This window comes from Pseudanabaena sp. UWO310, from assembly GCF_006861605.1.
GTDB lineage: Bacteria > Cyanobacteriota > Cyanobacteriia > Pseudanabaenales > Pseudanabaenaceae > Pseudanabaena.
The window spans coordinates 1-15,592 of the sequence record NZ_SELU01000056.1; the positions used below are offsets into that span (position 1 = coordinate 1).

Annotated in this window: 10 protein-coding genes; 5 read left to right on the forward strand and 5 right to left on the reverse strand. The window is 43.3% G+C overall.

Annotated elements, in window-relative coordinates:
• Nucleotides 1–221: 221 nt before the first annotated feature.
• Nucleotides 222–1,139, forward strand: coding sequence for a hypothetical protein (locus tag PseudUWO310_RS16960; RefSeq protein ID WP_142603361.1), 918 nt, complete (start codon nt 222–224; stop codon nt 1,137–1,139).
• A 208-nt stretch (nt 1,140–1,347) separates the two neighbouring features.
• Nucleotides 1,348–1,842 (forward strand): pentapeptide repeat-containing protein, encoded by a 495-nt coding sequence (locus PseudUWO310_RS16965; protein WP_142603363.1) that lies wholly within the window; start codon nt 1,348–1,350, stop codon nt 1,840–1,842.
• A 66-nt stretch (nt 1,843–1,908) separates the two neighbouring features.
• Here PseudUWO310_RS16965 and kaiC read toward each other — a convergent pair whose 3' ends face one another.
• The 3 genes from kaiC to PseudUWO310_RS16980 form a co-directional block, all read right to left on the reverse strand.
• Entirely contained in the window at nt 1,909–3,480 is a 1,572-nt protein-coding gene (gene kaiC / locus PseudUWO310_RS16970; RefSeq protein ID WP_009626106.1) for a circadian clock protein KaiC, read from the reverse strand.
• Nucleotides 3,473–3,772, reverse strand: a complete 300-nt coding sequence (gene kaiB / locus PseudUWO310_RS16975; RefSeq protein ID WP_009626105.1) for a circadian clock protein KaiB — start codon at nt 3,770–3,772, stop codon at nt 3,473–3,475. The genes kaiC and kaiB overlap by 8 nt, the downstream gene beginning before the upstream one ends.
• 279 nt (nt 3,773–4,051) lie before the next feature.
• Entirely contained in the window at nt 4,052–4,927 is an 876-nt protein-coding gene (locus PseudUWO310_RS16980; protein ID WP_223805719.1) for a circadian clock protein KaiA, read from the reverse strand.
• 168 nt (nt 4,928–5,095) lie between these two features.
• Here PseudUWO310_RS16980 and PseudUWO310_RS16985 point away from each other — a divergent pair, with 168 nt between their 5' ends.
• The 3 genes from PseudUWO310_RS16985 (at nt 5,096) to pheA (ending at nt 12,018) form a co-directional block, all read left to right on the forward strand.
• Nucleotides 5,096–7,504, forward strand: coding sequence for an ATP-binding protein (locus PseudUWO310_RS16985; protein ID WP_142603367.1), 2,409 nt, complete (start codon nt 5,096–5,098; stop codon nt 7,502–7,504).
• Nucleotides 7,505–7,860: 356 nt separating this feature from the next.
• Nucleotides 7,861–10,914 (forward strand): transporter substrate-binding protein, encoded by a 3,054-nt coding sequence (locus tag PseudUWO310_RS16990; RefSeq protein WP_142603369.1) that lies wholly within the window; start codon nt 7,861–7,863, stop codon nt 10,912–10,914.
• A gap of 243 nt (nt 10,915–11,157) precedes the next feature.
• Nucleotides 11,158–12,018: a prephenate dehydratase gene (pheA, locus tag PseudUWO310_RS16995; protein WP_142603371.1), complete on the forward strand. Its 861-nt coding sequence runs from the start codon at nt 11,158–11,160 to the stop codon at nt 12,016–12,018.
• A gap of 276 nt (nt 12,019–12,294) precedes the next feature.
• Here the strand turns inward: pheA and PseudUWO310_RS17000 are convergent, their stop codons facing one another.
• Together PseudUWO310_RS17000 and PseudUWO310_RS17005 are read right to left on the reverse strand one after the other, a co-directional pair.
• Complete coding sequence (locus tag PseudUWO310_RS17000; protein WP_142603373.1) at nt 12,295–13,056, reverse strand: hypothetical protein; 762 nt, start codon at nt 13,054–13,056, stop codon at nt 12,295–12,297.
• Nucleotides 13,057–13,387: 331 nt separating this feature from the next.
• Nucleotides 13,388–15,295 (reverse strand): protein kinase domain-containing protein, encoded by a 1,908-nt coding sequence (locus PseudUWO310_RS17005; RefSeq protein WP_142603375.1) that lies wholly within the window; start codon nt 15,293–15,295, stop codon nt 13,388–13,390.
• Between the last annotated feature and the right edge of the window lie 297 nt (nt 15,296–15,592).

Below are 15,592 nucleotides of genomic sequence, written 5' to 3' on the forward strand. Positions count from 1 at the left end.
TACCACTCTGACCCATCCCGAACTCAGTTGTGAAACGCTGTCACGGTGAAGATACTTTAGGGGTAGCCCTACGGGAAAATAGCTCGATGCCAAGCTCAATCTTAAAAAGCAAGAGAGACGATGAAAGTTAACTTTCATCGTCTCTCTTGCTTTTTTTGTTGTGATTTTATGAAAAATGCAAAATAATAGGGTGGAATCTACAATACCAATAGACTCGAATCATGAAAATATACAAACCAAGTAATATTGCCTCTTTGCAAAGTGTTTCTATCTTGGCAGTTGCTTCGCTCGTTTCAGGTGTAGCAGTTGGTAGTGGCATTGCATTTATTAGTAAATTTATTTACTTTATTATTTTATTTCCTTTGGTTATGGGGTTTTCTATAGGAACGGCACTTGGCTTTACTGTTAAAAAAGCTAAGATTCGCAATCCGATGATTTCCTTAGGGATGGGTTTGTTAGGGGGAGTTGTAACTTATAGCTCGCTTATGTATGGGCAATACATCAATTTTCAACAGGAAACTGAAAAAATTATGCTTCGTGAGTATAATATTTCAGACAAGAGACAGGTTGAGGAGCAAATTAATGCAATTTTGCAGCAAGAAACTGGAGCATCAGGTTTTGTGGGGTTTGTGAAATTATCAGCGAAGGAGGGCACTACCATAAGTCGGGGAAGTAGCAAAATTAAACTCAACGATACTTTTAGCTACCTCCTGTGGGCGGTTGAATTAGGAATTGTTGGGTTTCTAGCTGCTTCCATACCATTTGGAGCGGCGGGTGAACCTTTTAATGAGGATGGAAATGATTGGTATGGCGATAAACAATGGATAGGTAGTGTTACGGAGGAGTCGAAGGAAGAACTTATTCGTTTTCTAAATACGGATGATATATCAGGTGCTGCTGCAATTTTGTGCCTTGATTCCGAGCTTGCAATGCCACGTATTGATGTGCATATTAGCTCTTGTCCAAGTGCCCTTGATAGCGATTCTGTAGTTACAGTTAGCCATGTTTCAACTAATGCAAAGAAACAAGTGGAGTCGAAGAAGTTATTGGAAGGTTTAGTTACCAGCGAGCAGCGATCGCAACTGGTATCGAGGCGAAGTGAAGAAACTCCTAGTGATGGGGATGTTGCAAAATCGTAATTTTAATATTTGATGTTGTAGAGGATTTCGATACTACAGGTTTATTACAGGTTAATATTTATTAAGTAAGTGGCTTAGCATAATTAAAAACTAAAACCATAGAGCGTACTGCCCACGTAGTGGGCGATACGCTCTTATAGGCTTTAATTTTACCTATGGCTAGCTGCTTAGCAAGACAAAAATCATTCTGAATTATTCTCAAGAGATTATGAAATATTGGCAATTAATTACAAGTATCGTCCTATCTGTATTCGTGTTTTTAATGCCATTGTCCGTCCAAGCTGCCAGTTCTTCTAGCGTTACTCGCTCAATTTTAAATGCGGTAGGTGGTGAAGACTTCTCTGGTAAAAATCTAATTCGGGCTGAGTTTACTAGTGTTACTTTAAAGAATGCTAATTTTACTAACGCTGATTTGCGTGGGGCTATTTTTAATGGCGTGTTATTGGATGGAGCGAATTTGCATGGGAGCGATTTTAGTTCGGGAATAGCTTATATTTCTAGATTTAAAAATGTCGATCTCAGCGATGCCATCCTTACTGATACCAATATGTTGCGCTCGACCTTTGATAATGTTGAGGTAACTGGGGCTGACTTTACGAATGCATTGCTAGATATCCAACAACTTAAAAAGCTTTGTATTAATGCATCGGGTACTAACTCTAAAACAGGGGTAAGTACGCGCGAATCTTTGGGATGTCCATAAAAAACCCACATAAGAAAAACTTAAATGAGCAAGGATATCCTTGCTCATTTGAGTTTTTCTTATTTCTTATTCTAAGGGTTCAACAGATACTCCTCGGATGATTCTTGAAAGCTCAGATTTCTCATCGACGGATACTCTGGTTGGCGAACCACTTAAAATTCTCTCAAATCCTTGGAATGAATCCTTAATCTGTGCGCCTTGATCGGTGATGATATATTCTCGAATGCGGCTGTCATGGCGCGATCCCCGCATCTTAAAGACATTGACTGCGCGGGACATTTGTCCACGAATTTCTACATATTGCAACAGAATAATTGTGTCTGTGATCGTAGAGATATGGGATTCAGTAATTGAATGCGATCCCATGAACTGATCGGTTGTATTTGTGAATAAACCAGTGATCTCTTCTTGCTTAACATAGCCAGTTAAGCCAATTACAAATTGTCTAAAAGTATTATTGCTTACGCCTCTTGCTAAGGCTGAGAGAGAATCGATCGCAATGCGGGATGGCTTAAAGGACTCGATTTCAGATTTGATTACTTGTAGATGATCTTCTAGCCCAGATGATTCAGGGTAAACACAGATAATTTTTAATAAACCCGAACTCTCCCACTTGTCAAAATCGGTTCCCCAAGAAGAAGCATTACGGGTAAGCTGCTGGCGAGACTCCTCATAGGCAAATAAAATTGCGCGTTCGCCATTTTCACAACCGTTTTCAATAAACTTGCTTACCATTAGGGTCTTACCAGTACCTGTTGCCCCTGTGGTTAATATAATTGAATCCTTAAAGTAGCCACCGCCACACATCTCATCAAGGGTTGCAATCCCAGAAGACACTCTTGTATTAGAGGATTTTTGCGTAAGGCGCATAGCTCCCAAGGGAAATATATTGATCCCCTTACTGGTCATTGTAAAAGGAAATTCGCCTTTCATATGAGTAGTACCACGGAGTTTTAGGATTTCCGCTGTGCGGTGACGACGTTCTCCATCGAGGACATTTCTTAAAATAATTACATTATCGGAAACAAATTCTTCTACCCCAAATCTTGCTACGGGACCATATTCCAGCTCACGCTCGGTGGTCATTACTGTGGTAACACCTAAGGATTTTAGTCTCGCGACAATACGGAAAATTTCGCGACGGACTAGACCTAAGGAATCGTATTGCTGGAAGATGGCGGTCATGGAATCGATCGAGATCCGCTTTGCTTTGTATTTAATGATGGCGTATTGAATCCGTTCGATCAGAGCGGAAAGATCGAAATCTCCCACTACTTCTTGCCCTTCAGGATCGGGAGAAGCATCAAGAATAAATAATCTACCTTGATCGATGAGTTCTTGCAGATCCCAGTTAAAGCTATGGGCATTTTTAATAATGTCAGAAGGAGATTCTTCAAAGGTAACAAATACCCCATGCTCATCTAGCCCCGTGATGCCGTTGTAGAGAAACTGCATTGCTAGTAGCGTTTTTCCAGTGCCAGATGTACCACTTACTAGGGTGGATCGCCCCTTGGGTAGCCCCCCATGGGTGATGTCGTCTAGCCCCTCAATCATGGTGCGTAGTTTTTGGACACCTAGCTCTTGCCTTTTATTATCGGTATTGATGTTGTTATTGTTTTCGATGGGTGAGCTAGTCATTGCCAATTAATTCCTCATATAGTAGATCTAGTCCGATTAATACTTTCTCTCGGTCGGACAAGTCGCCAATAATTTTTCTAACTGGGGGAGGTAAAACCTTTGCTAAGGTTGGCGTAGCTAGGATTTTATCTTCTTCAGCTAGTTGTGGATTTTTAAGCACATCAATGACCTTCAATGTATAAACTCCTTGAAACTCTTTCTCAAGGATATCGTTGAGCATTTTCAGCGCCCTCACCGAGTTTGGCGTGTTGCCTGCGACGTAGAGTTTTAGGACGTAGGTTTTACGAATCATTTCATTAATTTGGGTTGCTTCGGCTATTTATAACGTATCTCTTAAACTTCTGGGTGATAACTACGGTTGGTTCCTGTGCTTTGGATGAATATAAATATGGATATGAACAAAGTGTAGACAAAATATATGTAGAGTTTCAAGGTAGAGTTTCAAGATTACTGGGAGCGCAAACAACCTAAGATTTGTGAATATTTATGTGAATATTTATAGAGAGAAGCTTGGGGCAAGAGGGTTTCTCAGTGGAATTAAAGTCATTCTATAGTTAGGCTATAGATGTCTTTACGATCGCGGAATCGAGCGGCGGTATAGCTCGCAGAGGTGGGCAATCATATCGATTAGCGTGATGCGATAGTCCAGTAAGATTTCATCATTGCGACCCTCTAGTCTTAATTGTTTGGCAAATTCGTCCATTAGCTCCATATGAATTTCGAGAACTTGGGATACGGAGATATCGGCAAAAAATGATAGATTAACGAATTCATCAATTTTTTGATTGAGGCTATCATTTTTTTCTAAGAAATACTCAAGGACGATCGACCGATAGATGTTCTTTAAGCGTTCAATATACTCTTTTCTATCTTCAGGAGATAGATTGCGTAGGAATAATCGTGAATCGCGTTTGTAATACACCCCCAAATACCCCAATCTTTCATTAAGCTTTTGCGCTAGTCTCTGTTGTTGGACATTTAAAGATTCTGATGCGGCAGTATATGGAATGTTGACGAAGACTTGATGTTGAATTTGTGGCGAGATCTTGATAAAAGTGGCGATCGCCTGATCGATAATAATTGGTAGATCTGGGAGCTGATCGCGGTGAATGCTGATACTAGCTCGGTAAAAGTCTTTTGATTCGCTGTATTCATAGGGAGGTTCGCTTTGTTCGTACAGATCTTCTAGAACTAGTATGGTAGGTATGAAAATATTTAACTTACCGAGGCGATCGAAGACAGCCTCAATATCTCTCCTGATATCTTTAAATATAACTAGACAATCTTGGGCATTTTGAGTTTTTGTTAGTAAACTTACAATTGCTTCAACATCTGAAACTACCGTAAAGGTGTATCGCTCCTCAGGTAAAAAGATGGCAAGGCTAGATTTAGTTTGGTTGACATTTGCTTCTGCCACCAAACAGCATACTTGTAGATTGGACAACACAGGCACTGGCTATTGGTGGTTGGAATGGCTGGGACTTTATCTTAATCTTTATTTTCGCACTTAAATAGCGAAATCATGTGAAATTGATGATTGTACTATATATAAAAATTTATAGACTGTTAACGATGAATAGCACTTACTAAAAATGACCCGTAAGGGTTTTAGCATATGGACTCCCTCATCTTAAATCAATCTTTAGAGATATATGGACAGTCGCTAGTAGCTATTTGCCGACTGCCCACGGATATCTCCGAAGCATTAGCCTTGCTTAAAAAAGGATGGTCTAATGTTGTAGTGCTTGATCAAAACGATCTGCCACAAGGATTATTTAATGCAAGATGTTTGCTAAATTGGCAATCTGAATCGGTTAGTTTCTCGTTTATTGCGCCATCGCTCGCGTTAGAAGACATTGATCTAGAGCCATTGCCTGCGATTTCGATGGCGATGACGATCGCTGATTTTTTGCAAAGAATTTCACAATATCGCCATTCCGCTGAGGTTTGGGCTTTGGTCGATGCCAAGGGCAAATTCACGGCGCTTCTCGAAGTTACAAAATTACTGCGATCGCTCATTCAAATTGAACAAAGTCAAAGCCCGTCGATTACTTCGCTGCTATTGCCCCTGATCTATCAATTGCCCTTACCTGTAATGATTAGCGATTTAGATGGGGCGATCGTGGGCATGAATGCGGCTTGGCGCAATAGTCTGCATGAGAGTTTAGCCAATATTGTCAGTTCTACGACCGCTGACCTATTGCAGGAAGAGGACGCGATGAATGCGGGATTTGCGGCCGACGATCCGCAATTGCTGCAAACTACTCCCGTAACTCACCAGTTCTGTACGACTGATGGTGCATCTTTTACATGGCAAGTAATCAATGTTTCTTTACAGGGGGCTTTGCAAGGGTTGGATCTCTCGATCGCCTACGATATTACGGCGCAAAAAAATCTGGCGCAAGAATTATCAGGTTTAAGTCGGGTCAAGGATGAATTCTTAACCTGCATCAATCACGAGCTAAAAACGCCGTTAACCTCGGTAATTGGCATTGCTAGTTTATTGACCAACCATACTTTTGGAGAACTGAACGATCGCCAAAGCCGCTATGTAAAAATGATTCACCAAAGTGGGCGGCAACTGGTTTCGATCATTGATAATATTTTCGACCTCGCTAAGGCTGAGTCGGGGCAATTGGAGTTATACGCCGAGACGGTTTCCGTACGAGAAGTTTGCCAAAAAAGTATTCAGCAGGTTAAGAAGCTCGTTCAGCAGGATTCTACGATTTTCCGTAACTATCACTTTGAGGAAGGATGGGAACTGGATATTCAGCTCGATATCGAGCCCACAGTCCAGACCGTTTATGCTGATGAGACGCGATTGCAGCAAATGCTGGTGAGTCTTCTTTCCAATGCCTTTAAATTTAGCTTTTTGCCATCGGAATTGGTGGATGATGAGCCATCTACACCTCCCAAAATCGGAGTTACCGCAAAATGGTGGGAAGGTTGGCTGGCAATTACAGTCTGGGATCAAGGGATTGGAATCCCTGAGGAGAAACAGAACCTAGTATTTCAAAAATTTCAACAGGTAGAAAGTGTTCTCACGCGCCGTTTTGAAGGGACGGGTGTGAGTTTGATATTGACTAGACATTTAGCCCGCTTGCATGGTGGGGATATTACCTTTGTGTCGCAGGTGAATGTGGGTAGCCAATTTACCATTCTATTACCCCCTGAGCCAAACAATCCCCATGTGAAGTTGGGACAGGATCGCCAGCTTGATATGAGTAATAGTCGTTTAGTTTTGATTGTGGAAACTTCGACTGAAGTCGTCGATTGGCTGAGAAATACTCTGACGCAGCTAGAGTATCAGGTGGTAGTGGCGCGATCGGGGACAGAAGCCCTCGAAAAAGCTCGGCGTTTACAGCCATGTTTAATTCTTTTAAGTCCCCATGTGCCGATGTTATCGGGATGGGATGTTTTAGCTTTACTCAAGGGAGATTTAGTAACGCAACATATCCGCGTGGTGATGATGAAACGCCCAGATGAACCGAAAATAGCGGTTCATCAAGCTGATGGAATTTTGCTCAAGCCCCTGAACGCAAACGAACTGAGCCACTTTTTGCCCAACCATGTCCCTACACCTAAACCCCTCAAATTTTTATACTTAAATCAGAATTTGGAAGAGTCGGTTATTGAACTATTGCAAGAGCTAGGGCATTGTCTTTTGGAGGCGGAGGACTTCGCTCAATGTGATATTTTAGCTAAGATCTGGCTGCCAGATCTATTTTTACTTGATGGCGATAATCAGTCTTTATTGCAATGTCTAGAAGATATTAGTCAGTTAGAGATACTTGCCGATTTGCCGATTTTGATCGTTACGAAATCGGCGATCGCGGAAATAAATTGGCTGCAAAAAAGATTTGCAAACTTAGATTTATATGATTGTCTAGGGCTCGATCTAGATCATTTAGATACGGCTAGAGATAAGATTTTGTTGGTTTTACATCAGTCAATCTCTAATGCCATGTGCTATGTTTTACCCCAGTCCCCGCTTGATGCTCGCACCCTAGACCGCAGTCTATGATAATGTAAGTAAAAATGCAAAAACATTAGTTATATAGAGTTTGAGCCATTTCGCGGAACAAATTTGCACAGCGATCGAGCTAGATTTAGGAGATATTATTTAGATTCTGAAGGATTTTAAAAATAGAGCTACTAATTTTTTAAGTGTGAGTGCTGGTTATACTAACAGTTCTATTAATAACCAGTAATAATTTTTTATTTGTATATAAAGTATATAAAAAGTATATAAAAAGAGTTAATTGAGTATTTGATTGAGTAATAGTGCGAATTAGCAAATCTCACTAAATATCACTAAATATCTAAAATATCTAAATATTAAGCTATATATTAAATTGTACTCAGGGAGTGCGAGCCATTATGGATCGAAAGGCTAAGTCCTTAAATACTGAAAATAAAAGTAGGACTGAAGTCATTCGAGTCGGAGTCATCCACTCCCTGAGTGACTCAAGAAGTGACTCAAGAAGCGACTTAAGCAGTGATTCAAGGGGTGAAGATGTGGGCAGCGAAACCCTCATCAAAGAGGCTACCTTGATGGCGATCGCCGAAATTAATCGGTCAGGTGGCATATTAGGTCGAACCATCGATCCCATCGTAGTGGATATTGCCCCAAGCGATCAGAATATTGCCTTGCAAACAAGAGCTTTAATTACTGAACTAGAAGTTAAAAATTTATTTGGTTGTGGGACATCCTCGAATCGCAAAAGTGTGATTCCCCTGCTCGTCAAGACGCAATCGCAACTATGGTATCCCTATAGCTATGAAGGGCTAGAATGCTCGCCTAATATCTTTTATACAGGGACATGTCCGAACCAAGTTGTCCAACCCGCCATTGATTGGCTGCTGCAACATAAGGGCGATCGCCTGTACTTAATCGGGACAGATGGTATTTATTCCCGTACGGTTAATAAGATTATTCGCGCCCAACTGAAGCTGCAAAATGGGCTTCTCTTAGGTGAAGACTATGTTCCGCGTAATATCACTAATTATCGCGATATTATTGCCAAAATTAAGCATATTGCGCCAACTACGGTAGTTATCACCCTTTCCTTAGAAAATGCTGTCACTTTTTTGCGGCAGTATGCTGAAGCGGGAATTACGGCGGCGGAAATTCCCGTGCTTGCTTTACGGTTCTCCGATTTAGAATTGCGGCAGCTAGGCGATCGCCTTCAGCAAGACCAGATTGAGTTAGGAGCGATCACGGGGCATTTGGCTAGCGCTAATTATTTTCAGAGTCTCGATACTAGCCAAAATCAAGATTTTTTGCAAAAAGTAGCCCATTGGTTTGAGGCAGGGCAAAAGCCACTGCCAGCGGTGCATGGAACGATGCAGTCCGCCTATAGTCAGGTGTTTTTATGGAAACAGGCGGTAGAGTCTGCTCAAACCTTTGATGTGATTGCGGTTCGCCAAGCCATCTATGGTCAGAGCTTTGACTCGCCTGCGGGAAAAATTGTCTGCGATCGCAACCAACATATTTGGACAGCCTGTCGGATTGCCGAAATTTCTAGTGTGGGCAATTTTGAGATTCTCCATACCATCGATCCCATTAAGCCAATGCCTTGGTTGGGTGTGGAAGACCTACCTGCAAACACATCCACCGTAGCGATCGAGCTGCTTGCCGATATCACCCAAGGCATTCAGCAGAGTTGGCAACTCGAAAAAGATGCGCAAGATTTGGAAATGACGATCGCGGAGCTCTTAGGGCGAGGACATGGCAAAGGTCGGAATCAACTGGCTCCTGAGATCACCCGTGCGGTGATGTCGAAATTATTTAATGCCAATCAACGGTTGCTGAAGACACAGGCGGATTTGTTAAATGTCGAAGGAGCCCTGCGGGATGCCAATGAATTGCTAGAACAGCGCATTGAGCAGCGGACGATCCAATTACAAAAAACGATCAAGCGTCTTCAAAATGAAGCCACGGATCGACAGCAAGCGGAGATGCTATTAAGGGAAAGTCAGCAAAGATTTTCGGCGATCGCTGACAATGTGCCAGGAGTAGTCTATCGAGCCATCTTACACCCCGATGGCGAAGTCTCAATGCCCTATATCAGTCCCCGTACACAGGAAATATTTGGCATATCGGTGGAGGAGTTCACCGAGCATTTGGAATGGGTATTTGATATGGCTCATCCTGAGGATCGGGCCGAACTCAATGAGATTGTCCAAAACTCCGCTGAGGCTCTGAGCACTTTCGAGCATGAGTATCGGGTTTCCAGTCTGTTTGAGAAAGTGAAATGGGTCAGAATTATTTCGCAGCCCCATCGGCATGAAAATGGCGATACGGTTTGGGATGGCGTGATTATTGATATTAGCCATCAAAAGCAAATTGAAGAATCGCTGCGCCAAGCGGAGGAGAAGTATCGCAGCATTTTTGAACGGGCGATCGAAGGTATCTTTCAAGCGCAACCCGATGGCTGCTATACCAATGCTAACCCCGCCCTCGCCAATATTTATGGTTATGAAACACCTAGCGACTTATTAACTAAAGTTGCGGACGATCCCTATCGGTTATTTACAGAGCCTGAGCGCTATCAAGATCTCCTGCATCAGATTTCCACTAATGGTGCGGTCAATGGTTTTGAGGCGCTGGTTTACAAGAGCGATCGCAGTATCATTTGGATTTTGATTAATGCTAAAGCCAATTACGATCAACAGGGGAATTTCATTTCCTACGAAGGGCTGGTGCAAGATATTACGGAACGCAAGCAAACCGAGCAAGCTCTGAAAGCGGAACAGGAAAAATCGGAAAATTTATTGCTCAATATTTTGCCCAAGGCGATCGTGAGCGAGTTGAAATTAGGACATAATACGATCGCCTCTAGATCGGACAATGTGACCATTTTGTTTGCGGATATTGTGGACTTTACGGCGCTATCCACCCAAGTTTCTCCTAACGATCTCGTCACGATGCTGAATGAGATTTTCTCTTCCTTCGATTTGTTAGCCGATCGTTTGGGATTAGAAAAAATCAAGACCATTGGGGACGCTTACATGGTGGTGGGTGGTTTACCCACCGCCCGAGCCGATCATGCAGAAGCGATCGCGGAAATGGCCTTGGCGATGCAAAGAGCTATTGCTCAGTTTAAACGGGGCGATGACACGACTTTTCGGTTACGCATTGGCATTAACACGGGAGCAGTCGTTGCAGGGGTAATTGGCATCCGCAAATTTATTTACGATCTCTGGGGGGATGCGGTTAATATTGCCAGTCGCATGGAATCTCACGGCTTGGCGGGCGGTATTCAAGTCACGCAATCCACCTACGATTTACTTCAAGATAAATATTCCTTCTGGTATCGCGGTAAGGTCTTTATCAAAGGCAGAGGTGAAATGGATACCTACATGCTGCTAGATCGAAAGTTCCCCATGCCTTCCTTAGAAATCCCAGAGTTAAACTCTACGAACGTCTGATGGGCGATAAGTAGTTCAGCATAATTACAAACTAAACCCAGAAGCGAGTACCGCCCGCTGAGCGGGCGGTACTCGCTTCTGGGTTGTAATACCAATTCCCAAAAGTGTGGCTACACTTTTGGGAATTGAAAACCAAACCCAGTAAGGGTTTTAAAATTACAAAATGGCGTAGCCATTTTGTAATTTGGTATAAGTTTATTTATACTTAGCTGCTTACTCGCGATACTATTAGTTATTTACCTTATGACGACGATCGCTTACCTTGGTCCTGCGGGCACTTATTCAGAAATAGCAGCCTTGCGGTATTTGCAGCTTAGTTATCCAGACTTAGAGCCAGATAATGCACAGATGATTCCCTATTCCACCATTCCCCAAGCGATCGATGCGGCTGAGCGGGGACAGGTGGAAGTAGCTGTTGTGCCTATAGAGAACTCTATCCAAGGGGGGGTAACGATGACCCTTGATAGCCTCTGGCAATCGGAGTCCTTGCAAATTCAGCAGGCGATCGTTTTGCCGATCGCCCATGCCCTAATTAGCTGCGCCCAAAATCTTGAGGATATCCAGACAGTCTATTCCCATCCCCAAAGCCTAGCCCAGTGTCAGCGATGGCTCGAACACCACTTACCCAAGGCTCGACAGATTGCGACGGACTCCAATACCGATAGACTCCATCAGGTCGCGGAGGATGCCACGTTAGCAGCGATCGCCTCAAAATATGCTGCGGAAATATATAACTTACCGATCCTGAACTTTCCGATTAACGATCGCCCCGATAACTGCACCTGCTTTTTAGTGTTAGGGCGCACTTCTCCCACTACTCAGGGAACCCATTCATCTCTTGCCTTTAGCCTCGATCGCAATAGACCAGGAGCCTTAGTCAAGACCCTATCCGTATTTGCCGAGCGCCAAATCAATCTAAGTCGCATTGAATCACGTCCCACCAAGCGATCGCTTGGCGAATATATATTTTTCATCGATGTCGAAGCGCCGATCGCCGATCCCAATTTAGATGAAGCCTTAGAAGAGCTAAAAAATGTTACGGAAAACTTGAAGATTCTTGGTAGTTATGCGATCGCTTCCGATGATATAGCTATAGTCACTTAAGTCAGGAAATCAAACCCAATAGAGAGTTGCGGCGCGAAGCGCCGCAACTCTCTATTGGGTTTGATTTTTGTCCTAACATTACTGACTATAGCTAACGTGAGTTCGGGATAATTTGAAATGGTTTTTGAGAAAGGGTTTGCGTAGCAAACCCTTTCTCAAAAATCCCAAAAGTAAAAGCCTTGCCTAGCAAGGCTTTTACTTTTGGGATTTTGAAATTTGCCAGCTTAGTCCGAACTGACGTTAGCTATAAAAAAACTATAAAAAAATTAAAGGGAATTATATTTTTGATTGAGCGAGGCGTTTATTTCGCATTAGTACATTTGCACCTTCATTGGTTTGTTCGATGACCAGTAAAGGCGTGGGCTTGGCACTCTGATCCCAGCTAATTACAGCGAGCCTGCCCTGAATCGTCGGTTGCCAATTCCGATTTTCATCTGAGGCGACCACAAAATTTTCTAGCCCGACCGCTAAATCCTTCAGAATACTTTGCGATCCGTGGAGGGGAATTTTGGCAAGCTTAACATGGATGCGAAAAAGGGTACGCATCTGCGAATCATCATGGTGTTCGGGTTTAAAAGCCACATCAAAAATCACATCAATCTTGCGGACATTGCCACTATCCTCTTCGCTGGGCATTAGCAGGGGGGTGATTTTTTTGCGAAGGTTAACTTTGATCTGCGCCAAAATAATATTGCAGAAATGAGTCTCTTCCATCCTCATGCTTAGATAGTCTAAATTAAACTCACGAGAATGAATTAAGTCGGGATTGCGCTCATGTTCGTCGATGGTATGCAATGCGAGCTTGAGCTTTTTGGTCAGTTCGTCCGTTTTGAGTTTTTCGATTTTTAGTTGTTGGCGACTTTTGCGTAGCTGCCAGTAATTATAGGCGGTCGCTCCGATTGCCCCCCACAGCAGAATTAAAAGTAAGCTTACGCCGATTGGATTTTGGAGTGGAAGCATTGAATGCTCGATATTGCCGATAAAGCCGTCGCGATCGCTAGTTTTAGCTGTCGGTACAGTTTGTAATGAGTACAACATAGCCATGTCCCATTGATTGTTTCCTTAAATAGCCCTCTATAACTATTCCCATGATACGCAATGAAATTAATATGACTGTGTTTATTAAGGAAACTCTATGTGTCGTCACTTGCCTTAACGTCAGTTTGGTTTTCAATTCCCAAAAGTGTAGCCACACTTTTGGGAATTGGTATAAAACCCCAAAGAGAGTTGCCGCGCTCCGCGCGGTAACTCTCTTTGGGGTTTTATGTCCTGATACAGTTGGCGGCAGCTATAAAACCTGTAGCGCAGGCTGCGCGTGCGCTACAGGTTTTAATTTTGGTTTTTAGTTAGCCCTAGCTACTTAATATAGCTAATCAATTTTGGTAAGATTGGCAATTTTCCATTTACCATTTTCAAAATTTAGCGTGCAAACATATCTACCTTTAGATGGTTGGGACTGGGAGTGATCGATTTTGCCATTGACGTACAGAGTGGGGCTTTCATAGATTTCTACAGTCACCTTCGCTTGATCATCTTGAATCCCAAATGCGCCTGCTCGGCTCACCGTAAAATTGCCATAGCTGTAAAAAGCATTATTGCTCTGTAGCCACTCGATCGAACCTTTGCGCTTTTCGTACGCCTCCCCTGTAGTTAGCTCTGCTAATAATTGGCGATCGAAGGGTGGGGCAAACATTTGATTTTTACTGGCTACCAATTTATCGATTAGCCCTACCGCTTCCGCTTCCGATAATGGCGCGATCGCGCCCTTGGACAAATCTGGCTTAGGCGTTGCGCGATCGCCGATGGGAATTGTTGTCGGTGTCGCACTAGGCTCAATAGCTGAGGGATTGGCAGATGGACTGGGGGAATTAGAAACAGGCTTCGCGGTTTGACTGGTTGGGGGCGTTTGGTTATTTGTTTGGTTATTGTTTGGATTATTGGTTAGATTATTTTTCTGGTCACTTGCCTGATTATTAGTTGGATTATTAGTTGGATTGTTGGTTGGATTATTAGTTGAATTATTAGTTTGGCTACTTTGCTGGCTACTGGTTTTATTCGCACTCGTCAAATTGTTGGAGTGATTCTGAGTTGCTATTACCATGCCGAAGGCGATCGCCCCAGCCAATGCGCCAGCCCAAGCAAAGATCCAGAGAGGCTTATTGCCACTATGCGCCTTGCTACCAATAGGATTGCCACTATGCGCCTTGCTATTGGCAGGGACATAGCCCTGTACCGTTTGTGCTGATGTGATCTCGTTATTCCCCTGATTTATCGTCTGATTTATTGTAGGTGGGGCGGCAAGTGGTTGTATAAATTTAGGGGCAGGTGGGGCAGTGAGTAAAATGGTGGGGGGAATTGCTGGAGAAATGTTAGGGGCTAAATTACCGCTATTGATACCCACGATCGTAGACTGAAGCCCATTGCTAGAAGGAGTTACCTGCTGAGTTGGTAAACTATGATCGCCTAACGTTGCCAAGACTTTCCGAATCTCTGAGGCGGATTCATAGCGATCTTTGTAGTGATAGCGGGTCATCTTCGTTAATACATCGACTAAGCCTGATCTGACGGGGACGAGATGCTGCCAAATTAATTCTCCCGTCTGGTAGTCTTCTTGCAGCTCGCGGGGTGGTAAACCCGTTAAAGCCTGAATGCCAATTACGCCGATCGCATAGAGATCGCTATTGGGGCGGGGCTTGCCCTGAGCTTGTTCGCTGGGCATATAGCCCAAAGTACCGATCGCCACCGTAGCGATTGTTTGCCCCTCTTGATTAATCTGGTTTTGGACTTGCTTGATCGCCCCAAAATCGATCAGTACCAACTTGCCATCGGATTTACGGCGAATAATATTATCTGGTTTGATATCGCGATGGATTACCCCGTGACTATGGGTATATTCCAAAATACTTAATAAATCGTCCAATATCTGTATTACTTGCAGTTCGCCTAGCCGATAGCCACGCATTAACTCGCTATCGAGCGATCGCCCCTCGACGAATTCTTCTACCAAATAAAACTCTCCCTGCTGATCGAAATAGGCAAGCAGGCGGGGAATGCGATCGTGATTTCCCAGTTGAGCGAGGGTCTGCGCTTCACTTGTAAAGAGGCGATTAGCGACCTTCAGATATTCGCGATCGCTACTGGCAGGTTTGAGATGCTTGACTACACACAAAGGCTCGTTGGGGATGCGGGTATCGTGAGCCAGATAGGTATGACCAAAGCCACCCTCGCCAAGTTTGCTAGCGATGCGATAGCGTCCATCAAGTAATTGACCAATCATGCTTGACTCCATCTCTGCAATAAATATAACCCAGAGATCCTAAATTAGAGATGTGGTGTAGTATGAATCGACATATCTATTTTTCTGATTTAGACCAATTCACGAAAGTGGGACAACACTTTTGTGAATTAAAAACCAAGGCTCAATAGGTATTTCGGGGAGGTACTTTAGCTTAAATGGCTGAAATGCTTGATGTGCAATAGTTTTAGCCTCAGAGGTCTTTGATAACTGAAACACTCGTCATTAAAAGCATTAAGCCATTTATCATGGTTGATCTCCCCGAAACACCTATAGAGC